Raw genomic sequence first — 20,067 nt, 5'->3', positions numbered from 1 at the left:
TCCTTTCTCTTGTTGTTTTCTCATACTTCATATGTTTTTTTTAATATCTTTTAGTATAAAACAACTTAGAGTCAAAATCAAGTTGTCTGTTTAAAATTCATCTCCTATTCACATTTCCGAAAAAAGCAGGAGACAGGCGGTATCTCTGCCTGTCTCCCTGTTTTTTTAAAGCTTATATTCGTGATGTCCAGAGGAAACCTCTATGGTTTGCCCTTCTATCATCACTGTTGCCGTTGTATTTGCCGGCACATCGAACGCATAAACCGTTTTTCCATTTGTCCTGTACCATCCGCTTGTAATGGTTCCGAATTTTGTCTTTAGGGATGCCTGCACAGAGCCGAGCCGCTTATCCGGCATAGGCCTGAGGAAGAAATGGCGGTAGCCCGGTTTTTCTTCATCCGGCTGAATTCCCGCCGCTACGCCGTACATCCAGTCTGCAACCGATCCGTAAGCATAGTGGTTAAAGGAATTCATATCGGTGCTCCACATCTCGCCCTTGTCATTCATACCGTCCCAGTGCTCCCAAATAGTGGTCGCTCCCTGGTTGACAGAATACAGCCAGGACGGGAATTCCTCCTGCAGCAGAAGGGTATAGGCCAAGTCCTCATACCCGTTATCGGAGAGTGCATGGAGCAGATAAGGCGTACCGACAAAGCCGGTTTGCAGCTTGTTTCCATTCGCCTGAATCATCTCCGCCAGCCTGCGCGCCATCAGAAGCGGCTTGTTGCAGAGCCCGAAATAAATCGTCAGGACATAAGCCGTCTGGGTTGGGCAAACGAGATCATCATCCCGGATATAGTTCTGCTGGAAGCAGTCCCGGATTTTCTGATAAAGCAGCTCATACTCGGACATATCCTTTTCCAACACCTTGCCTGCCTTGACAAGCAGGGAGGTGGAATAGGCAAAATAAGCCTCGTTGATCAGGTTTTCATCGGTAGAGCCTTTGTAGCTTCCGGCAGGAGCGTCTAATCCCAGCCAGTCGCCGTAGCAGGAGCCGGTATTCCAGTCCACACCGTCCTTGCTGACAGAGCGGATATAGTCGATCCAGCCCTTCATACTGTCAAACTGTTCCTCTAGTACCTCTTTGTGCCCGTATGAGAGGTAAAGCTGCCACGGGCAGATCACCGCCGCGTCCCCCCAAGCGGAGGAATTATTGTATTCCGGCAGGATATTTGGGACAACGTCCGGCACCTGTCCGTCCGGTTTCTGGTCTGCTTTTAAATCCCGCAGCCATTTGCGGTAGAACCGCTCTACATTGAAATTATAAGCCGCCGCGCGGATAAACACCTGCGCGTCCCCAGTCCAGCCCAAACGCTCGTCGCGCTGCGGGCAGTCAGTCGGGATATCCAGGAAATTCCCCTTCTGGCTCCAGATAATATTGCTGTAAAGCTGGTTGAGCTTTTTCGAAGAGCTTTCGAATTTCCCGGTACGCTCCAGCAGGGAATGCACCACAACCGCCTCAAAGCTTTCCGCTTTGATCTCCTCGGGCCAGCTGTCAACCCGGATATACCGGAAGCCCATGAAGGAAAAATGCGGATGATATACCTCCTCGCCGCCGCCGCAGATGTATTTGATCTTCGCCTTGGCGGAACGGAGGTTGTCATTGTAAAAGTTTCCGTCCTTATCAAGAGTCTCCGCGTGGGAAAGCTCGCAGACAGCGCCCTTCTCCCCCTTGACGCGGAAACGCACATACCCGGTCAGGTTCTGTCCAAAATCAAGGATCGTCTCGCCGTTGGGCACAGAAATCAGCTTGGCCTTCAGCACGTTCTGTTCCCGGATGGGCTCCCCTTCCTGCGGAATCAGCATTTCCTTTCCATGCGGGAAGAGTACCGCCGGCTTCCAGCCTGCCGCCTCATAGCCCGCGTCATAGGTTTCCCCGTCATATAAATCCGCAAACAGGATTTTGCTCGGAGCATATTCCCAGTCGCGGTCAGTAATGACCAAATCGGTGCTCCCGTCCTGATATTCCACCACAAGCGACGCGATCAGCGCCGGTTTCTCGGCATAATGCCTGCTGGTTTTGGGCAGCTTTAGCCACCCAAGCCGCCCGGCAGCCCATCCGTTTCCAAGATGCACAGTGATTTCATTCTCCGTCTCCAGCAGGCCGGCCAGGTCATACTGCTGATACTGTATCCGCTTCTGATACACAGTAAAGCCGGGCTGAAAGACGTCGTCCCCGACCCGCTTTCCATTGACCGCCGCTTCATACAGCCCCAATGCCGATATATATAATACCGCGGACGCCACCTTTTTCCCGGAAAGAGTAAACCGTTTCCGGAAAACCGGGCATGCCCCGTGATAATCTTCTTCTGCAGAAATCCAGTTGCCTGTGATAATGTGATGATTTGCCATAATGTAAATTCCTTCCTTTCTGCGTTGTCTGAATTTTGCCGGTAACTTGATTTTATCACAGCGGCCTTTGCTTTACAAGAACTGTGGTGTGCAAATGGACGGATTCCTCTATATCGCACGAAACCGCGCCGCGTTTTTTGGATATTATTCGTAGGGAGGATAGGAAATTCCGTCAAAAGAGAAAAAAAGCTGGAAATAAAAACGCCCCGCGGCTGATAAGAAAGGCTGCAGAGCAATTTCTATTTTTTAAGTTGTTTATTATCGGTTCTTCCCACAAGATAATCTAACGACACATGAAAGACGTCGGCAATTCTGATTAGAACTTTCAATTTAGGTTCTCGCGTCATTAACTCATAATTTTGATATGTGTTTTCGGTAATATCACAATATATTGCAACCTGACGCTGTGTCAGTCCTTGTTCTATTCTACACTCTTTCAAACGCTTTGACAAAACATCTCTCATATTTTATCCCCTAAAATTATTCTTGACAAAATAAGTATAACGAGATAAAATAAAGAATATACCAACGATCGTTGGTATAAAAATTGAGAGGTGATCCATATGGCGGAATTTTGCCTGGAGTGCTGGAACTGGCTCAACAGAAGGAACGACCCGGAAAAGGATTATATCATCTCCAAGGATCTGGACTTGTGCGAGGGCTGCGGGGAATGGAAACACGTGATTGTGATGAAGCGCGAGCGGTTTGACTGGGCCGGGCTGTTTTTGCCTTACCGCTGGTATGAATAAGCGCGGGAAAGGGAAGCAAGGAGTTCTTCAGGAATCGTAGCTGCTTCGCTTCCTTCCTATAGAAAAAGAGATAGGCATGTGCCTATCTCTTTTTTTCTTCCAATACTAGAACCGGAAATCCCGGCGGTTGGACGCCTTGATCTGCTCGATATTGCTGCGGGCAATTTCCCTGGTTTTCTCGGTCGGGATTTTCTCCAGCTCCCGTTCAATCAGGTCAAAGCCGATTCTCTTGGTATCCTCAGCGGCGTAATCCATCAAAAACTCGCAGAGGGTCATCAGCGCGTTCGGATGGCAGCAGTTCTGGATCTGCCCGGTTTTGCACAGGCTCATAAAGCGGTCGCCCGTCCGTCCCTCACGGTAGCAGGCTGTGCAGAAGGATGGGATAAAGCCCATGTCCATCAGCCAATGCACCACCTCGTCCAGGGTGCGCTGGTCGGAAACGTCGAACTGTTCCGTATCATGCGGGCGTTCTTCCTCCGTATATCCGCCGACCGAGGTGCGGGACGCGCCGCTGATCTGGGAAATGCCCGCCCGGAGCGCGCGTTCCCTGACCTGCTCTGATTCCCTGGTGGAAATGATCATTCCTGTGTACGGAACCGCCAGCCGGATACAGGCGATAATCTTGATAAACATATCGTCGGAGATGCCGTTATCAAAAACATCCGGGTCAATATCGTCCGCACGTTTGACGCGGGGAACACTGATGGTATGCGGCCCGACGCCATGCACCGCCTCCAGATGCTCCGCGTGCATCAGCAGTCCGGCAAATTCATAGCGGTAAAGCTCCAGCCCGAACAGCACGCCCAGGCCGACATCGTCGATGCCGCCCTCCATCGCGCGGTCCATTGCCTCTGTATGATAGGTGTAATTATGCTTCGGCCCCGTTGGATGGAGCTTTTCATAGCTTTCCTTGTGGTAGGTTTCCTGAAACAGGATATAAGTCCCGATTCCGGCTTCCTTCAGCTTGCGGTAGTTCTCTACTGTCGTCGCCGCGATGTTGACGTTTACACGCCGGATCGCGCCGTTTTTGTGCTGTACGCTGTAGATGGTGTCGATGCATTCCAGGATATACTCAATCGGGTTTTTCACCGGATCCTCGCCCGCTTCAATTGCCAGGCGCTTATGTCCCATATCCTGCAAGGCGATAACCTCGTTTCTCACCTCGTCCTGTGTAAGCTTTTTGCGCGCAATATGTTTATTTTTCAGGTGATACGGACAGTAAAGACATCCGTTGACGCAGTAATTTGACAGATAAAGCGGCGCGAACATCACGATTCTGTTGCCGTAAAAGGCAAGCTTGATTTCCTCCGCAATCTCATACATTTTCTGCACCTTTTCCGGAATTTCACAGGCCAGGAGCACAGAGGCTTCCCTGTGGGTCAGCCCTTCGCAGTGCACGCCCTTTTCTGTTTTTTTCGGCCGCGCCTTTTCGAGAATCTGGTCGATCAGTTCCTCGTTATCCTTGTTTTCATCCGCATACCGGAGCGTTTCTAAAATTTCCTCATGGCAGATGAATTCCTCCGCGTGCGGCGACTTGATATCATACATGATTTCTTCAACCCTTTCTAACCGTTTTTCTTTTCCTTTGCAATCATTGATTTGACGCTGATCCCGGGAATCTGCCCCAGCTTTCCGGACAGCGCGCTGATAACGTTTTCCGGCGCGTCCAGTGTAACAGAGATGATGTTCACCCCTTTGTTCCGATACGGCAGTCCCATCCGCCCCACGATATAATCCGCATATTCATGCAGCAGGTCGTTGGTTCGTTTCACGCATTCCGGATCATACACCATGATCCCAATCAACGCAATTTTGGTATCCATCCCAAAGCCTCCCTTTCCCGATGCCAAACAAAAAGGCCTGTGCATCGTTTAACTGATGCACAGGCGCAAATCACCGGTAACGGTGGGATAAATCCCTGACTTGGCGGCTTTCTTTATCATAGAGAGGGATGCCTCTCTTGTGCATCAGAATATCCGAATATTCCCCCAGCCCCAGCAGAAAAGCCTTCTCCCGCGCCGGTGGTACAGTTTCATCATACACCCAAACCAAGCCTTTGTCAACTATTTATCAAAGAGAAAATTTGTCTAGTTTTAGCCCTGCCGGGCTGCGGCTCACAAAAGCGGCGCTGCCGCTTTTCAGCTCTCCCTCTCCAATAGAAAACCGCACCGCGTTCCCGTCGGCCAGCGCGTTGAAAGACAGGCTTCCGCATTTGGAAAAATCATACTGCTGCGCCCCCAGCTCAACCACCCGGTAATTTCCCTCCGGCAGGTGGGTAAAATCGGTTTTCAGCACAGTATACCCATCCGGGTCAATCGGGTAAAGCCTGTCCCGCCGCGGGTAAATTGTCCTTGTCCACATCCGTTTGACAGAATCGTTTTCGTCCAGCAGCTCCAGCCGGAACCGGTAAACCGGCTCTTCCTCCTGGCGCAGGGCGCTTTCCTTCACTCGCTTGGTTACGGTAAAGCTTCCGCTGCAGGCTGCTTGTTCAGCCGCGCAGACTTCTGCCGCCGGGCAGAACAGCACGCTTGCCGCAAGCAGGGCCGGAAGCAGCAGTTTCATCCATTTCATCGAAGATTCATTCCTTTCCTGATTATTTTCTGATTGTTCCAGCTTGTCGGGTCGGAACCTTTTCTTTCCATTCTTAGTCTGAGTGAAAAGTTTCCTTTTTATACAAAAAGAGGAAGAAACAGTTTCCCATTTCTTCCTCTGCTGCACTATTTGATTTTTTGGTAAAAATCCTCGGTGATCCTCTCCACGGCGGAAAAATCCACATTTGGAATATAATAGTCCTCTAAAATATCGTGGGCGGCCTTTGCCTTTTCCAACGCCTTCACCGCTTCCTCCATGATAACGGCTGCGGTCTTGCGGCAGAAGCTGAGACGCTGCTTCTTCTTTTTGAGGATTTCCTTGTCAAAGAACCGGGTCGCATGAATCACCTTGCCGACCTTCACCTGCTCCAGCGGAATCCAGCGATTACGGGTGACAAAGCCCAGAGAAAGCTCCGGAATCAGGATATGCTGGATCTGGGTGTCCGGATGGAAGGGAGAATAGCAGACATAGCAGTCATAGCCCGCGTCAATAGCCGCTTGCTCGAGCATCCGGAAGAAATAATCTCCGCAAATGTTATACTCATCATTGATTATATACAATTTATTACATATTGTATTAATCGTATCTTCATATGTAATCAGACCCTTTGGCGTAAATGCACTGAGCAGCCTTGTTTTTATCCTGCCCGGTAAGGCTCCGCGTTTCTTTTTCCGCAGCTCCCGTTTTATAATCCCCTGAACTGCCCGTTCCATTTTGTTCCGGTCAACGCTCTGGGCAATCAATGCAGAATTCCCGTCCAGCAGGAGATTCGCACAGCGCAGCAGCTCACAGAAACGGCTGTGGAACCCAGAAATAACCGCAGAGGCCTGTGCCATTTCCAGCCGGTGTTTGAGAATTTCCTCTTCATGAAACGCCTCATAGAAGCTAATAATCATTTCTCCTGCGGCCGGAAGCTTTGGCTCCATCACGTGCGGCGGTGTCCCGTCGACAATCTGAAACTGATGGTCTTTGCATACCACGCCGTCCAGGGAATCCGGGTCTGAGGAGCAGTGTATCTTCTCGATCAGGCTGTCCTTTCCGTTATATTCCTCAGCAATTCGCTTCATCATCGTTGATTTTCCTGTTCCCGGGCCTGCCTTAATGATATACGTTTTCTCTTGACTATAGGGATCCTGGAGCTGTCCGAAATGGGAGAAAAAACCATGTTCTGAATTTGCCCCTAAAAAGAAATCTACAATTAAGCTGTTCATAATATCCTCCGTCCCTAGTGATTTGGTTTTACTCTATCCTATGTGGAAACCTCGATTTTGCTACAGTTTCCAAAGAAAAAGGACGGTTTCTTCCCGAAAAGAAAGGGCAGGGGAATCCAAATTGAATTCCCCTGCCCTTTCTATATCATATAATGTGAATAAAGCCAGAGCAGGACGGGCATCAGATAAACACCCAGCAAAATCAGGACTGTAAACACCGCCAGCATCGCCCAAGCTGTTTTTTCTAGTCCCGGCCGGCGCCGGCGCCTCTTTCGCCGTAAAACAACCCAAATAGTCCCAACAAGTCCGGCTGCAAAGAGCAGCAGGCCCGCTTTCAGTCCGGGAAGCTGATACGTTATCTGTATGGCGTTTTCCCCCGACTGAAGCGGAATCGCCATGAAGCAGTCAAAGGCCTGTTCAATTTCCACCTGTTTGCCGTTGACCTTTGCCGTAAATCCTTCGTCATAAGGAATGGACAGGAACAGCCTATCGCCCTCCTCCGCTTCGCAGAGGCCGCTAAGCGTTCCGCCGCTGACAACAATATCCGCCTGATTGGCTTCCGTCTGCGCGGTTTGCAGCCGATTGAGATCCATTCCGTACAGGCCGAGCGATTTCGCCTCTACTTCCTTTAAAAGCGTGACGCGCACGGTCACTGTCTCATCCTGAAAGGTTCCGAGATATAGCAGTCCGTTCCTCGCCTTGCTCGGATAGTTGGATTCCCATTCAACCCGGTTTACCTCGATATCAAAAGAGCTGTTGACCGGCTCCACCAGCTCGGTGCTTACCGTATCGAAGCAGTCGAAATAGAGCGCCTGCCTGCCGTCTACCCGAACCGTCCACTCGAGGACAGAGGGAACCGACTCCAAGCCCGGCTGCAGCCGGTAATGTCCGGAGGTTTCCTCAAAGGATACATTTTGCTTCCCGGTTGGCTCATAAACCGTCAGTATCCTATCCTCCCGCCCAAAAACGGACTGGTAAAGAAGCTCTTGAATTTCCGCCCGGTTATAGCTGCCGATCTCCGCCGGCAATGTTCCCTTTGTCACAATTCCCAGGGACAGATTGCTGTCAGGCAGTTCTCTGATTTGATAGCGGTCATTTGACGCGATTACATTCCCAGACTCCTTCAAACCAAGCGGCTCGATAATATAGCGGTTGCAGAGAAGCGCGTCGGTAAGCGCCGTTCCGCCGACTGGACTCACTTCCATCCAATAAGCGGAATAACCGAGCTTTTTCATTCCATAAAGATACCGTTCAGTGGTCAAAGACGTATAATGGCCGAGATTATTGTATCCCATTCCGCCCAGGAGGTTGATGTCAAAGGATTTCTCTTCCATCTTGACGCGGTAGTAGCCGTCCTCCGTAATTTCCTCTGACAGCTCGGCCGCCTGCTGCCAGCTTTCCGGACTCCTGGAGACCTGCCCGATAAAAACATCGCTGTAAAAAAGGCAGCAAGCCGCTACAGAGACACAGAATACTACCCGAAACGATTTTCTCGCCAGCCATCTGTTCTGCCAGCAGAACAACGCCGCAAAAACAGATAAAAAACCCGCGACAAAGACCAGCATCACTGACGCAAACTGTTCGTTGCTGACCCACAGGCTCCTGACATAATCGTCCAGGTAAGGAGCAAGCAGGATGAAAATCAGACAGATTGTCCCCAGCAAAAGCGCAGCCAGACCAAAGCAGACAACCAGCGCGCTTTTCCTGCTCCGCCGGATTTCTCCCGGCTGGTTGGACAGGGTTAAGGCAGCGATCATCGAACCAATAAAAACAGCTAGAAACCCATAACGAGCTGGGAATGCCTGATAGCTCCCTGTATGCCACATCCGATTAATCGGATCAATCAGCAAAGGAATCGTGAGCAGCGTAAACATGCCCAGCAAAAATTTTCGCTTTAACTGTCCTGTCTGTACCGGAAAAATCATAGCTGCCAGCATGAACGGACAGGCAAGCAGGACACAAAAGGTCGTCCGGATATCGGAAAAGAAGTTGCCGCCCGACAGGCTGGTCAGCAGGTCAACGCCCCGCGCCGATTTCATATACTGCAAAAGAAATGGCAGCCAGGCGGGCGCCGTAAGGAGGGCGGACAAAAAAGCGGACGTGCCGAGCAGGAGCGCAAAGCCGCCCCGTTCTTCCTTTGCGAGGAAGCACAACGCATAAATTCCGCAGAATAAAATCAAAAATAAGACCAGCATATAGCTGAGGTAAAGATTCACTACCAGCATCCCGCCCAAAGCAAGGATAAAGGGAAGCCGCCTGCCGGTATGCAGGAGCGTATCAAGCGACAGCATCAGCAGCGGGAACAGCGCCATAAAATCCAGCCATACCAGATTTTGATAGAAAAGCAGGGCATACCCGCAGAGGGCGTAACAAATTCCTAAAATCCCCGCATCAAGCGGTGCAAGCTTCGAAAATTTTTGCGCAAAAAACCACTGCGCGCAAAAGCCGCACAGTGTCAATTTCAGCAACACTAAAACGTTTGCCCAGAGGATCATTGTTTCATTGGGAATCAAAACCACAAGAAAAGAAAACGGGCTGGATAAAAAGAAAAGGAATACCCCAAAAAAATTCATCCCGCCGGCGGTGAGATGGGTATAGGCTAAGCTGTCCGTCCCAAGCAGGATTTCCTTGAGCTCCATCAGCAGTGGAATCACCTGTTGGGTCATATCGCCCCAGGCGGCTGTGTTTTCCCCATAAGGAAATAATCCGCAGCTAAGGTAAACTGCAGATAACAGCAAAAAAACGCCTACAGGAGCGATCCATATCTTCTTTTTCTTCCACATGTGTTCCGGCATGAGCTGCGATCCCTTATGTTTTTATTTCATTATAGTATCATAAGCCGGCGAATTTGTAAATTTTGTCAAAACAACAAATATACACTTTGTAAAATTTCATTTCTCCACATTTTTTAAAAAAACTCTTTTAACCATTTTACGCCCGACAAATCAGGACTTATTAACCTTTTCAACTGACTTATCAACATTTTTCAGAATGAATTTCACATTTTCCACCTTTACAATCTGTATATTTGTTGAAAACCCATCTTTTTTCAACAAGTTCACTGTTTGTATTCTACAGTATCTCCTATCAATCTGCATAAAAAGAAAGCGAAAAGATTATGCACTCCGCCGGAATTTATTTTTTCTTATTCTCCCTATTGCAATCTGGAAATAAATATAGTATATTATTTCTGTAAACGATTACATTTGTGTTTCGTTTTCTTTTTTGCCATCTCAATGTAAACGATTACATTCTGCTGTAGGAGGTGTTGTTATCGCTACGATCAAAGAGGTTGCCAATCTGGCCAGGGTCTCGGTGGCAACAGTTTCCCGGACGCTCAACCAGCCGGACAGCGTAAAGGAAGAAACGCGCCATGCTGTCATGGAAGCGGTCAGGGCGTTAAACTACAGCCCAAATTTTTTGGGCAGGAACCTCCGCCAGCTGCATACCAAACGGATTCTGGTCGTCCTGAGCAGTATTTCCAATCAATTTTATTCCCGCGTACTGCGTGGGATTGAGGACAAGGCCAGGGAACAGGATTACAACGTTTTGATCTTCACAACCCGGGATACTCAAAAAAATTTGTTGGAAGCGGTTTCTCTTCTGCAAACCAAGGTGGTGGACGGAGCGATCTTCATGACCACCCATCAGGCAGAGCGGCAGATCAGCGAGCTGAACCGGGATTACCCGATTGTCTGTGCCTGTGAACCGGTGGCAGATCCAGAGATCCCCTGTGTTGTCATCGACAATGTCCGCGCCAGCTATGAAGCTACCCGCTATCTGCTGGAAAACGGCAAGCGCCGGATTGCGCTGCTGGGGATTGATTCAAGGCTGCTTGACAACACCTTTCAGGGAAAACTGGTCGGCTCTGCCGTCCTGCGCGAAACAGGCTATCGGAAAGCGTTAAAAGAATATGGCATTGCAGTGGACGAATCACTGCTGTTTCAGGAAGGGCTGACCTTTAAGGCAGGCATCCGCAGCGTGAAGCGGCTGCTGATGCTGAAGCAACTTCCGGACGCGATCTTTGCCCTTGCAGATGCCTGCGCCATCGGCGCAATCCATGCGCTTGCGGAGCAAGGCCTGCGCGTACCGGAGGATATTTCTGTGGTCGGGTTTGATAATACGGCAATCAGCGAAATGTATCTGCCCTCCGTCACAACAATCGGGCAGCCGCAGTACGAAATCGGGACGACAGCTATGCGGCTTTTGTTCGATCGTATCAGCGGCAAACCGGCGCACAGCGTTTCTGTCCCACATGAGCTTATTCTGCGCGGCTCAGTCAAGCGCAGCAATCTGCCTCTTTAGGAAATATATGAAAATAAATGAATTCCACACCAAAGGAGAACTGAACTATGGAAAAAATGAAAATCGGTATTGTCGGCTGCGGCGGCATCGCCAACGGAAAACATCTCCCGGCGATCAAGAAAAACGGGAGCTTTGAAATTCTTGCGGTCTGCGATCTGGTCAAGGAACGTGCGGAAAAGGCCAAGGCGGAATACGGAACTCCGGAAACCAGAGTTTATACCGACTATCAGGAATTACTCAAAAATGAAGCGGAGATTGAGGCGGTTTATGTGCTAACCCCAAACCGTTCCCACAGCTTTATCTCAATCGACGCGATGAAGGCAGGAAAACACGTTATGTGTGAAAAGCCGATGGCGAAAACCTATGAGGAAGCAAAAAAGATGGTGGAAACCGCTAAGGAAACCGGTAAAATTCTCACCATCGGTTACCAGAACCGCTACCGTCCGGATTCCCTCTACCTGAAAGCCGCCTGTGAAAACGGCGAGCTGGGCGAGGTATACTATGCAAAAGGGCATGCGATTCGCCGCCGCGCCGTACCGACCTGGGGCGTATTTTTGAACGAAGAGGAACAGGGAGGCGGCCCGCTCATCGATATCGGAACCCACGCGCTGGATTTGACCCTATGGATGATGGACAATTACGAACCGGCCTGTGTTATGGGCTCTGTGTTCAAAAAGCTGGGCGACCAACAGAACACTGCAAATGCCTGGGGTGACTGGGATCGTGAGAAATTCACTGTTGAGGATTCCGCGTTCGGCTTCATCAAGATGAAAAATGGGGCGACCATTGTCCTGGAAGCCAGCTGGGCGCTCAATTCCCTGGATGTCGACGAGGCTAAAACCTCTCTCTGCGGCACCAAAGCCGGCGCTGACATGAAGGATGGCCTGCGGATCAACTCTGTAAAGTATAACAAGCAGGTTGTCGAAAAGCCAGCTCTTGACGCTGCAGGCGTTGCATTCTATGACGGAGAAGGCGAGGACGCGCCGGATGTAGAGCAGAAAACCTTCTACAACGCGGTGAAAAACGGCGGGAAACTGGTAGTAAAACCAGAACAGGCGCTGGTTGTTACCCAGCTTCTGGAAGCAATCTATGAATCCGCAAAAACCGGAAAAGCAGTTTATTTTGACTAAAGGGCAGTTCCCTCCGATAGAATATTGTATGAAAAATAAAATCCTTCATCCCGTCACCCTATTCGTGATCGGCGTGCTTCTTGGCGTCGGCTCAAAACTCTTGGACATCTATGATACTACCCTGTATCTTGGTTTTACGTTCAGTGAAATATTTTCACAATTCTCAATTTGGGTTTTATTTGGCGTATTTATTTCTATCTTCAGTGAGACGAAGAAAAAAGCGATGCTGAATATCTTCCTATTTTGCGCAGGTATGCTCCTCGCTTACTACTTGACGGCTGAATTGACAAACGCCGTCTACGGATGGACTTTTATCAAAGGCTGGGCGGTATTTGCCTGCCTGTCCCCGGTATTCGCTTACTTCACATGGCTTACAAAAGAAAAAGGCTTTCTGCCGAAAATCATTTCATCCGGAATTGTACTTTCCACTCTTGTGGTGGACATCCTGCTGTTCGGAGGCCCAAGATGGTGGGATATTTTCATTGTCATTCTTTTAATATACCTGCTGTTTATCAAAAAAATAAACAGGCAGATTAAAAACTGAAAGGTGGTCATTCATATGTATATCGCAGTTATGAATCCTGTTTTCCAGACAGAATCTCTGGAAGAAATGTGCAAAATTCTTTCTGAGCGCGGCGTATATTCCATTGAAATGGGATGCGGCGGCTCCCCGGGGAAACACCACTGTGACCCGGACATCCTGTTAAACGATGAGGGCAAATACAATGAGTTCATGGATACCCTGAAAAAGTATAACATGAGCATCTGCGCCCTCTCCACCCACAACAACCCGGTTCACCCGAACAAGGAGATCGCCAAAACTGCCGATGAAGAGCTGACCAAAGCCTTTAAGCTGGCTCAGAAAATGGGGATTGACACAGTCGTCACCTTCTCCGGCTGCCCCGGCGACAGCGAAACCAGTCAGAAACCAAACTGGGTCACCTGCTCCTGGCCGGACGATTATACTGAAATCTTAAACTGGCAGTGGAACGAGGTACTGATCCCGTACTGGAAGAAAAAAGGCGCAGAGGCAGAAAGCTATGGCGTAACCAAAATCGCGTTCGAAATGCATCCGGGCTTCTGTGTTTACAACCCATATACTCTCCTAAAGCTGCGCGCAGCGGTCGGCCCGGTCATCGGCGCCAACTTTGACCCAAGCCACCTGATCTGGCAGGGATGCGACCCGGTTGCCTCTATCCGTGAGCTCGGCAAGCAGAAGGCGATCTATCATTTCCATGCGAAGGACACCAAGGTAGACCAGTATAACACCGCGGTTAACGGTGTTCTGGACACCCGTCACTATTCCGAGGATCGTTCCTGGAGATTCCGTTCAGTCGGATGCGGCCATGACCTGCTCTTCTGGCGGGATATTGTTGCGGAGCTCCGCCTTGCAGGATATGACAAGGTGCTCAGCATCGAGCACGAGGACGGCTTGATGAGCAAGCTGGAAGGCCTCGACACCGCAATCAACACTTTAAAACAATGTGTAATGACCGAACCGCCGCAGGATATGTTCTGGGCATAAGGAATACAAAATCGTTCCGGGAAGGTCCCCGAGGGATCGGGGGCCTTCCTCTTTTTTATCAAAATTCTGGTTCCCCCTCAAAAAAGCAGGAAAGGATGTTTACAATGCAGAAAGAATTTAACCTTGCAATAGTGGGCTTAGGCGGCATGGGAAACTGGCACCGGGAGCTGATCGAAACCATCGACGGGCTTACTGTCTGCGGTTCCTATGATATCAAGGAAGAACGCCAGCAATTTGCCAGAGACCATGGGATTACCCCTTATGACAGCCTGGACGCGCTGCTCGCTGACCCGGATGTAGATATTGTGCTCTGTTCCACGCCGAATGATGTTCATAAGGAAATCACGATCCGCGCTCTGCGCGCAGGGAAGCATGTTGTCTGCGAAAAGCCGGTTGCCATGAGCTCACAGGAGCACCTTGAAATGATGAAGGCAGCCGAAGAAACCGGCAAGGTGTTTGTCGTCCACCAGAACCGCCGGTGGGACGAGGATTACCTTACGGTCAAAAAAATCTATGAGGAGCATCTGCTGGGCGATGTATTCAAAATCGAATCCCGTGTGCATGGCTCCAGAGGGATTCCGGGCGACTGGCGTCAGGAAAAGGAACACGGCGGCGGTATGGTGCTCGACTGGGGCGTACATATCCTCGACCAGGCTCTCCAGATGATCCCCGAAAAGGTACAGCGCGTTTATGCCTCCTTCACCAACGTAACCAATGAAATCTGCGAGGATGGCTTTACAGTAGAACTCACCTTTGAAAGCGGGCTGGTTTACATCACAGAGGTCGGCACCAGCAACTTTATTAATCTTCCGCGCTGGTATATGCTGGGGCAGAATGGAACAGCCGTTGTGAAAGACTGGGATTTGTCCGGCGAAATCGTCCGGGTTACCGACTGGAGCAAAAACGACGCTGTCCCGATCCGCACAGCAGCCGGGCTGACCAAAACCATGGCTCCCCGCACTGAGGACACCATCCGCACCGAGCCGCTTCCCGTTGTCCATTCCGATATTCGGGATTTCTACCGCAATGTAATGGATACCATCAACGGCACCGCCCAGATCATTGTCAAAAACGAAGAGGTAAACCGCAATATGCGTCTGATGGAAGCGATTTTCCGGTCTGCCGAAACACACCAGTCAGTATCCTTCGAATAGGCTTTCTGCATCCAAAACAAAGCCGACAGCAGATTTTCTGCTGTCGGCTTTGTTTCATCCTTGGCCGCCTTTATTTGGAGGCCATATATCTTTGATAAGCTGCCCTCAGTTCTTGGGAGGTAACCTCTGGGCAGGTAGGATTGCAGTGCGCCCAAACGCCTGTTTCGCTGGAAGCATTGAATTTCTGTTTGTCAGCGCTTCTCATCGGCGGGAAAAACTCAATGTGAAAATGGAAATACTCTTCCGGATTTTCCCCGTTTACCGGTGCGTTATGCATACACATCATATAGGGGAAGGAATAGCCAAACAGGCTGTCGAGCATTCCGGCAACATCCCGGATCGTGACGCCCAAAAGCTCCTTTTCCTTCTCGTCAAATTCAGAAATATACTGTTTATGGCTGTTTGCCATAATATAAACACCATAAGGGTATTCGGTAAAGAATGGAAGGAAAACGGTAAACGCTTCATTCTGGAAAATAATCCGCTTTTCGAATTCCAATTCATTTTTCAGCATGTCACAGAAAATACAGTTTCCGGTTTCCTCCTGATACTCCTTTGCGGATTCCACCTCTAACTGGATCTTTTTCGGAATAAAGGAATAGCCGTAAATCTGTCCGTGCGGATGAGGCATCGTCACTCCGACAACCTCGCCGCGGTTTTCAAAAATAAAGACATATTTAATTTTTTCGTCTGCCCGCAATGCCTCAAACCGTTCACACCACAGGTCGACCAGCTTTTTCATATGACTGTCGCTTAATTCCTTGATTGTCTGGGTGTGGTTTGGGGAATAGAGAATGACCTCACATTTCCCATATGCCTCGGCAGTTTTAAAAAAGCCATTTGCCACATCGTCCGGAACCGGCGGGTTCTGGGACAGCGCGGGGAAGTCATTATCATATTTTAACACGTCATAGTCCGGAACATTTCCAAAGCTCGGACAGAACGGGCAATAGTCCTTTGGCATCTGCGGCCTTGCCTGCCGGTGGGAAGCAATCATCACCCAGTCCTTTGTCAGTGGATGCCACCTTAATTCAGCCATTCTCCATTTACTCCTTTTCTATTTTTACGCCGCCAGCCTCGCGGATCTGTAAAACATGGCAGGAGGAAGGCCCAAATACTGCGTCCATCTCCTGACGGTATTCCTCTACCAAAGCAAGCGGTACAAACGCCTGGATCGTCCCGGCAAAACCGCCGCCGTGTACCCGGCACGCGCCATGCCCGTTCAAAATCCGTTCGCTGACCGCAAGTCCAAGCGAAACGCCCTGTTCCTCCGGATGCGCCGGAGAATAGGTGTTTTGCAGCCATTTAAAGGAAGAATCGCCCGACTCCTTCACCAAACGGCAGAAGGTTTCAAAATCGCCGGATTTGAGCGCCTGCGCTTCCTCCGCCGCGCGCCGATTATCCTGATAAAAATGGATAGCGCGCAGAACCGCGCGGTCAGAAACAGATTTTCTCAGCTCGGGCAGCGCAGCATAAAAGTCCTCTTCCGGCACGTCGCGCAGGACATCCTTCTGAAAATACGCGGCAACCTGTTTCATCTCCGTCGGTACCGCGACATAGTCTGGCGTCAGGTTGGCGTGGTTTCCCTTTGTATCGGTAATGCAAAGCGCATACCCGCAGGCGGCAAAATCAAAATCAACCTTTTCAATGACCGGATTTTCCGGGTCATTGAAATCAATGGCGACAAAAGCGCCCACAGAGCTGACCATCTGATCCATCAGGCCGCTGGCTTTTCCGAAATAGTTGTTTTCGGAATACTTTCCGATCTTTGCAATTTCCACTGCGTCAACTCCGCCGCCGCAGAATTCCTTGCTGATAATCGTTCCGATCAGCACTTCAAACGCCGCGGAGGAGGACAGCCCGGAACCCTTGAGCACATTAGAGGTTGTATATGCGTCAAACCCTTTGACCTGGTATCCCATCTGGGTAAACCGCGCGGCAATTCCACGGATCAGCCCGTCAGAGGTGTTCTTTTCCTTTTCCTGGATTTCGAGATTGTCGAGTTCGACTACATTCATCGAAAATCCTTTGGACTGCACCCGGATGACATGATCATCATTCAGCGCTACAACCGCGATCACATCCAGGTTAACAGCGGCAGCCAAAACCCGGCCATGCTGGTGGTCAGTGTGGTTCCCGCCGACTTCCGTCCGGCCCGGTGCAGAATAAAGCGCTGCCTTTTCATGTCCCGGAAAAACCTTGTGAAATTCTTTCAGCGCCTGCGCATACCGCTCCTTCTGAAGGGAGAGCTCCTGTTCCGAATACAGCTTTCTGAACGAACGGTCATATACCCCGTTTTTCAGCCCGTCGTCTATCTTTTGCAGTTGTTCCATTCTGATTCTCCTTTCAGTATGAACGTTCATGCCTTATATCATTTCTACTTTATCTTATTTTACGCTGAAAATCTACCTTTATTTGTATTATAAATATGGAAATTTGTTTCAGTTTTCATTGCTTTTTTAGCTGGTTCTGCTATAATGAAATTAATATCATTCCAAAAGGGAGGCGGACAGGCTGGAACCGTTTAAATTCTCTTACAAAACCGAAAAAGATGACGCTGTCATGATGAATATCTATAATTCCGGCTATCAGAAATGCGCGGCCGGATACCATATGGGGCCTTTGACCAAAACCCGCTATCTGATCCACCATGTGGTATCAGGGAAAGGGTATTACGTGGTAGGGGAACAGACATTCTCTATCGCCGAAGGAGATACCTTCCTGATCTATCCCAACACAGTGGTAAGCTACTATGCCGATGAGAAGGATCCCTGGGAATACTACTGGGTCGGCTTTGTCGGCGCTGATGTCAAAATGTTGTTAAATAAAACTGATTTTACAAAAGAGCGCCCGGTGATTCGCACCGAGCACAGCGAAGAGCTCAAGGAGCTTCTGCTTTCCATCTACCGCTCCAGCGGCGGGGAATATTATAAGCATGTCCGAATGACAGGCTATCTCTATCTTTTCTTATCAAGGCTGGTTGAATATTCAAGCAAGCCGGAGGAAGCGGTCGACCTTTCCCTTGAATATGCCAAAAAAGCGGTGGATTTCATTGCCGAAAATTATGCCCAGCCAATTTCTGTGGTGGATATTGCGTCCCATCTTGGCGTAAGCCGCAGTCATCTTTACCGCGTGTTTGTCAAAAACCTTTCTGTTTCTCCTCAGGTCTACCTGGAGCAGTTTCGCGTTAGACAAAGCCTGGTGCTCCTGGAGCAGACGCCCTTGCCGATCAGCGAAATCGCCGCATCGGTCGGATATGAGGATCAGCTTCACTTTTCCAAGGTGTTCAAAAAACAGAACGGCGTCTCTCCAAAGGTCTATCAGAAGCAGCTCCGTCTCCGAAAAGAAAACCAACAAAAATAACAGGAAGCAGAGACGGATGATTTGTCCTGCTTCCTGTTATTTTATAGCCGTGCCAAAGCAGCATTCCGCTACCCATACGTCTCAAAACAGCTCATCCAGCAAGATGAAATACCGGATTTTTTCCCAGTCAGGCTTTATCTGAAGCTCATCAAAAAGCCGGCATGGGTCAAAGCCCGGACGGCATTCTCCGCCGAATTTTCCGGCAAGATTATCTCTGAGGCTCCGATAGCAGAGGGCAATATCCTGATACCGGTCTGCGATGCCGCTCCGGCCCAAATCAATAAAACCGCTTATCTCATTATCCCGCAAAAAAACATTCGGCAGACAGCAGTCTCCATGGGAAAAGACAAGCTCCTCTGCCGGGCGGTTCCTTTTCAGCCACTCCAGCAATTCCGCCGGTGAAGCAAATCCGTTTTCCCCGTAGGTACCCGGTTCTACATGCTCCAGGTCGCACAGCCGGTTTTTTACCCTAATTTCTGCCAGCCGCAGCTTCTCGTCCAGTGTCTGGCGGCAGGGACATTCCGAGATATCCACAGCCCACAGCTCCCGCAGCCCCTGAGCCAACAGCCTGACAAGCCGGCGCGGGTCGTCCAGATATGTCCGCGCGCAGGCCATCTCCCCCTCTGTCCTGCTCATCAGCAGATAGCTTGTTTCTCCTTCCGTCCTGGAAAAAAGCACCCTGGGGACAGGCAGCCTGCCGGACAGCCATGCCATCATTCTGTGCTCGGCGTCCGATTCTTCTCCCCTGTGTTCAATTTTTAAAACCATATTCTCATAACAGATAATCTTGGAGCCCGAAAGCCCTACCTGATCTACCGAAAAGGCTTTTCCTCCTACAATTGCTTCTATTTCTTCCGGCAGCTTCAATCTATCACCTCATTTCATGAGCTGAAGCTCCGCTCAAATGGTTCTAACAGAAAGCCGCCGGCAAAGCAATCCTGCTTCCCGGCGGCTTTAGGCGGCTTCCAGCTAAGCTTGAATTCAGACTCTCTTATTTCGTCAGCGCCTTCACAGTATCCTTATGTCCGAATACCACTAGTGTTTCCTCTTCTGTGAACATATGGCCGGCATCCGGCAGAGGATAGATTACCTCGCCCTTTTTTGTCGCCAAAATATTGATATGGTATTTGCTGCGAACTTCCTGCTCCTGTATAGTTTTTCCTCTCCAGGACGAGGGCAGGGAAATCTCATAGATCGCGTAATCCTCTGTCATAGCGATATAGTCGAAAATTTTCTTAGAGCCATATTTGACCGCCAGGCGCTCCGCCATCTCCCGTTCCGCATAGACTACATGGTCCGCACCGTTTCTCAGAAGCAATTTTTTATGCACGTCCCGGCTCGCTCTAGCCAGGATATATTTCCCGCCCAGGTCTTTCAGCAGCACGCAGGTTTCCAGAGCGCTTTGAAAATTATCTCCTATCGCAATCACGCAGAAATCAAAGTTATTCACTCCCAGCGATTTAATAAACGCCTCGTTGGTCGTATCCCCAATCTGAACGTTTGGGATAAATTCGGCTGCCGCGTCCGCGCGTTCTTCATTAATATCAATGGCGAGGACTTCGTTTCCCTCCTCAATCAGCTTCCGGGCCATATGGCGCCCAAAGCGCCCCAAGCCAACTACCAATACCGTTTTCATACTCAAACCAATTCCTTTCAAAAGCTTCTTTTGAAAAATAATCTGTCTCT

Annotated in this window: 19 protein-coding genes; 7 read left to right on the top strand and 12 right to left on the bottom strand. The window is 49.8% G+C overall.

Annotation, left to right across the window (positions count from 1 at the left end; translation table 11 throughout):
• Nucleotides 1-165: 165 nt before the first annotated feature.
• Together CZ360_RS03815 and CZ360_RS03810 are read right to left on the bottom strand one after the other, a co-directional pair.
• A complete protein-coding gene (locus CZ360_RS03815) occupies nucleotides 166-2,352 on the bottom strand; it encodes an alpha-L-rhamnosidase (RefSeq protein ID WP_077532839.1) in 2,187 nt (728 codons plus the stop codon).
• Nucleotides 2,353-2,591: 239 nt separating this feature from the next.
• On the bottom strand, nucleotides 2,592-2,816 hold the full coding sequence (locus CZ360_RS03810) for a helix-turn-helix domain-containing protein (RefSeq protein WP_077532838.1): 225 nt from the start codon (nucleotides 2,814-2,816) through the stop codon (nucleotides 2,592-2,594).
• Nucleotides 2,817-2,915: 99 nt separating this feature from the next.
• Between CZ360_RS03810 and CZ360_RS03805 the strand changes: the two genes are divergently transcribed.
• A complete protein-coding gene (locus tag CZ360_RS03805; RefSeq protein WP_077532837.1) occupies nucleotides 2,916-3,101 on the top strand; it encodes a hypothetical protein in 186 nt (61 codons plus the stop codon).
• A gap of 105 nt (nucleotides 3,102-3,206) precedes the next feature.
• On the opposite strand, the gene hydG is transcribed toward CZ360_RS03805, so the two are convergent.
• The 6 genes from hydG to CZ360_RS03780 form a co-directional block, all read right to left on the bottom strand.
• Nucleotides 3,207-4,649, bottom strand: coding sequence for a [FeFe] hydrogenase H-cluster radical SAM maturase HydG (gene hydG / locus CZ360_RS03800; protein ID WP_077532836.1), 1,443 nt, complete (start codon nucleotides 4,647-4,649; stop codon nucleotides 3,207-3,209).
• 17 nt (nucleotides 4,650-4,666) lie between these two features.
• Nucleotides 4,667-4,924 carry a TM1266 family iron-only hydrogenase system putative regulator gene (locus CZ360_RS03795; RefSeq protein ID WP_077532835.1) on the bottom strand — a complete coding sequence of 86 codons (258 nt, stop codon included), beginning with the start codon at nucleotides 4,922-4,924 and terminating at the stop codon, nucleotides 4,667-4,669.
• Between the two features lie 70 nt (nucleotides 4,925-4,994).
• Nucleotides 4,995-5,144, bottom strand: coding sequence for a hypothetical protein (locus tag CZ360_RS13990; RefSeq protein WP_159438099.1), 150 nt, complete (start codon nucleotides 5,142-5,144; stop codon nucleotides 4,995-4,997).
• Nucleotides 5,145-5,171: 27 nt separating this feature from the next.
• On the bottom strand, nucleotides 5,172-5,672 hold the full coding sequence (locus CZ360_RS03790; protein ID WP_143530137.1) for a hypothetical protein: 501 nt from the start codon (nucleotides 5,670-5,672) through the stop codon (nucleotides 5,172-5,174).
• A gap of 146 nt (nucleotides 5,673-5,818) precedes the next feature.
• On the bottom strand, nucleotides 5,819-6,904 hold the full coding sequence (locus CZ360_RS03785) for a hypothetical protein (RefSeq protein ID WP_077532833.1): 1,086 nt from the start codon (nucleotides 6,902-6,904) through the stop codon (nucleotides 5,819-5,821).
• A gap of 140 nt (nucleotides 6,905-7,044) precedes the next feature.
• Nucleotides 7,045-9,699: a YfhO family protein gene (locus CZ360_RS03780; protein ID WP_077532832.1), complete on the bottom strand. Its 2,655-nt coding sequence runs from the start codon at nucleotides 9,697-9,699 to the stop codon at nucleotides 7,045-7,047.
• A 430-nt stretch (nucleotides 9,700-10,129) separates the two neighbouring features.
• On the opposite strand from CZ360_RS03780, the gene CZ360_RS03775 reads away from it, so the two are divergent.
• The 5 genes from CZ360_RS03775 (at nucleotide 10,130) to CZ360_RS03755 (ending at nucleotide 15,018) form a co-directional block, all read left to right on the top strand.
• Nucleotides 10,130-11,209: a LacI family DNA-binding transcriptional regulator gene (locus CZ360_RS03775; protein WP_077532831.1), complete on the top strand. Its 1,080-nt coding sequence runs from the start codon at nucleotides 10,130-10,132 to the stop codon at nucleotides 11,207-11,209.
• Nucleotides 11,210-11,256: 47 nt separating this feature from the next.
• Nucleotides 11,257-12,339, top strand: a complete 1,083-nt coding sequence (locus CZ360_RS03770; protein WP_077532830.1) for a Gfo/Idh/MocA family protein — start codon at nucleotides 11,257-11,259, stop codon at nucleotides 12,337-12,339.
• Nucleotides 12,299-12,883, top strand: coding sequence for a hypothetical protein (locus CZ360_RS03765; RefSeq protein WP_229407977.1), 585 nt, complete (start codon nucleotides 12,299-12,301; stop codon nucleotides 12,881-12,883). The genes CZ360_RS03770 and CZ360_RS03765 overlap by 41 nt, the downstream gene beginning before the upstream one ends.
• Before the next feature lie 15 nt (nucleotides 12,884-12,898).
• On the top strand, nucleotides 12,899-13,864 hold the full coding sequence (locus tag CZ360_RS03760) for a sugar phosphate isomerase/epimerase family protein (RefSeq protein WP_077532829.1): 966 nt from the start codon (nucleotides 12,899-12,901) through the stop codon (nucleotides 13,862-13,864).
• Nucleotides 13,865-13,968: 104 nt separating this feature from the next.
• Nucleotides 13,969-15,018, top strand: coding sequence for a Gfo/Idh/MocA family protein (locus tag CZ360_RS03755; protein WP_077532828.1), 1,050 nt, complete (start codon nucleotides 13,969-13,971; stop codon nucleotides 15,016-15,018).
• Nucleotides 15,019-15,088: 70 nt separating this feature from the next.
• Here the strand turns inward: CZ360_RS03755 and galT are convergent, their stop codons facing one another.
• On the bottom strand, nucleotides 15,089-16,057 hold the full coding sequence (gene galT / locus CZ360_RS03750) for a galactose-1-phosphate uridylyltransferase (RefSeq protein ID WP_077532827.1): 969 nt from the start codon (nucleotides 16,055-16,057) through the stop codon (nucleotides 15,089-15,091).
• 7 nt (nucleotides 16,058-16,064) lie between these two features.
• Nucleotides 16,065-17,351 (bottom strand): galactokinase, encoded by a 1,287-nt coding sequence (locus CZ360_RS03745; protein ID WP_077532826.1) that lies wholly within the window; start codon nucleotides 17,349-17,351, stop codon nucleotides 16,065-16,067.
• 229 nt (nucleotides 17,352-17,580) lie between these two features.
• Between CZ360_RS03745 and CZ360_RS03740 the strand changes: the two genes are divergently transcribed.
• Nucleotides 17,581-18,381 carry an AraC family transcriptional regulator gene (locus CZ360_RS03740; protein ID WP_077532825.1) on the top strand — a complete coding sequence of 267 codons (801 nt, stop codon included), beginning with the start codon at nucleotides 17,581-17,583 and terminating at the stop codon, nucleotides 18,379-18,381.
• Nucleotides 18,382-18,462: 81 nt separating this feature from the next.
• Here CZ360_RS03740 and CZ360_RS03735 read toward each other — a convergent pair whose 3' ends face one another.
• Together CZ360_RS03735 and CZ360_RS03730 are read right to left on the bottom strand one after the other, a co-directional pair.
• On the bottom strand, nucleotides 18,463-19,248 hold the full coding sequence (locus tag CZ360_RS03735; RefSeq protein WP_077532824.1) for an APH(3') family aminoglycoside O-phosphotransferase: 786 nt from the start codon (nucleotides 19,246-19,248) through the stop codon (nucleotides 18,463-18,465).
• A gap of 124 nt (nucleotides 19,249-19,372) precedes the next feature.
• Nucleotides 19,373-20,017 carry a potassium channel family protein gene (locus CZ360_RS03730; RefSeq protein WP_077532823.1) on the bottom strand — a complete coding sequence of 215 codons (645 nt, stop codon included), beginning with the start codon at nucleotides 20,015-20,017 and terminating at the stop codon, nucleotides 19,373-19,375.
• Nucleotides 20,018-20,067 lie beyond the last annotated feature (50 nt).

Origin of the sequence: Massiliimalia massiliensis (assembly GCF_900155615.1) — a bacterium.
In the GTDB taxonomy this organism is placed as follows: domain Bacteria; phylum Bacillota; class Clostridia; order Oscillospirales; family Ruminococcaceae; genus Massiliimalia; species Massiliimalia massiliensis.
This window is presented reverse-complemented; position numbering and strand designations above follow the sequence as displayed.

Coding starts and splice junctions, on each gene's coding strand:
- CZ360_RS03815 (WP_077532839.1), bottom strand. CDS start 2,352: ATGGCAAATCATCACATTATCACAGGCAACTGGATTTCTGCAGAAGAA.
- CZ360_RS03810 (WP_077532838.1), bottom strand. CDS start 2,816: ATGAGAGATGTTTTGTCAAAGCGTTTGAAAGAGTGTAGAATAGAACAA.
- CZ360_RS03805 (WP_077532837.1), top strand. CDS start 2,916: ATGGCGGAATTTTGCCTGGAGTGCTGGAACTGGCTCAACAGAAGGAAC.
- hydG (WP_077532836.1), bottom strand. CDS start 4,649: ATGTATGATATCAAGTCGCCGCACGCGGAGGAATTCATCTGCCATGAG.
- CZ360_RS03795 (WP_077532835.1), bottom strand. CDS start 4,924: ATGGATACCAAAATTGCGTTGATTGGGATCATGGTGTATGATCCGGAA.
- CZ360_RS03790 (WP_143530137.1), bottom strand. CDS start 5,672: ATGAAATGGATGAAACTGCTGCTTCCGGCCCTGCTTGCGGCAAGCGTG.
- CZ360_RS03785 (WP_077532833.1), bottom strand. CDS start 6,904: ATGAACAGCTTAATTGTAGATTTCTTTTTAGGGGCAAATTCAGAACAT.
- CZ360_RS03780 (WP_077532832.1), bottom strand. CDS start 9,699: ATGCCGGAACACATGTGGAAGAAAAAGAAGATATGGATCGCTCCTGTA.
- CZ360_RS03770 (WP_077532830.1), top strand. CDS start 11,257: ATGGAAAAAATGAAAATCGGTATTGTCGGCTGCGGCGGCATCGCCAAC.
- CZ360_RS03765 (WP_229407977.1), top strand. CDS start 12,299: ATGAATCCGCAAAAACCGGAAAAGCAGTTTATTTTGACTAAAGGGCAG.
- CZ360_RS03760 (WP_077532829.1), top strand. CDS start 12,899: ATGTATATCGCAGTTATGAATCCTGTTTTCCAGACAGAATCTCTGGAA.
- CZ360_RS03755 (WP_077532828.1), top strand. CDS start 13,969: ATGCAGAAAGAATTTAACCTTGCAATAGTGGGCTTAGGCGGCATGGGA.
- galT (WP_077532827.1), bottom strand. CDS start 16,057: ATGGCTGAATTAAGGTGGCATCCACTGACAAAGGACTGGGTGATGATT.
- CZ360_RS03745 (WP_077532826.1), bottom strand. CDS start 17,351: ATGGAACAACTGCAAAAGATAGACGACGGGCTGAAAAACGGGGTATAT.
- CZ360_RS03740 (WP_077532825.1), top strand. CDS start 17,581: ATGATGAATATCTATAATTCCGGCTATCAGAAATGCGCGGCCGGATAC.
- CZ360_RS03730 (WP_077532823.1), bottom strand. CDS start 20,017: ATGAAAACGGTATTGGTAGTTGGCTTGGGGCGCTTTGGGCGCCATATG.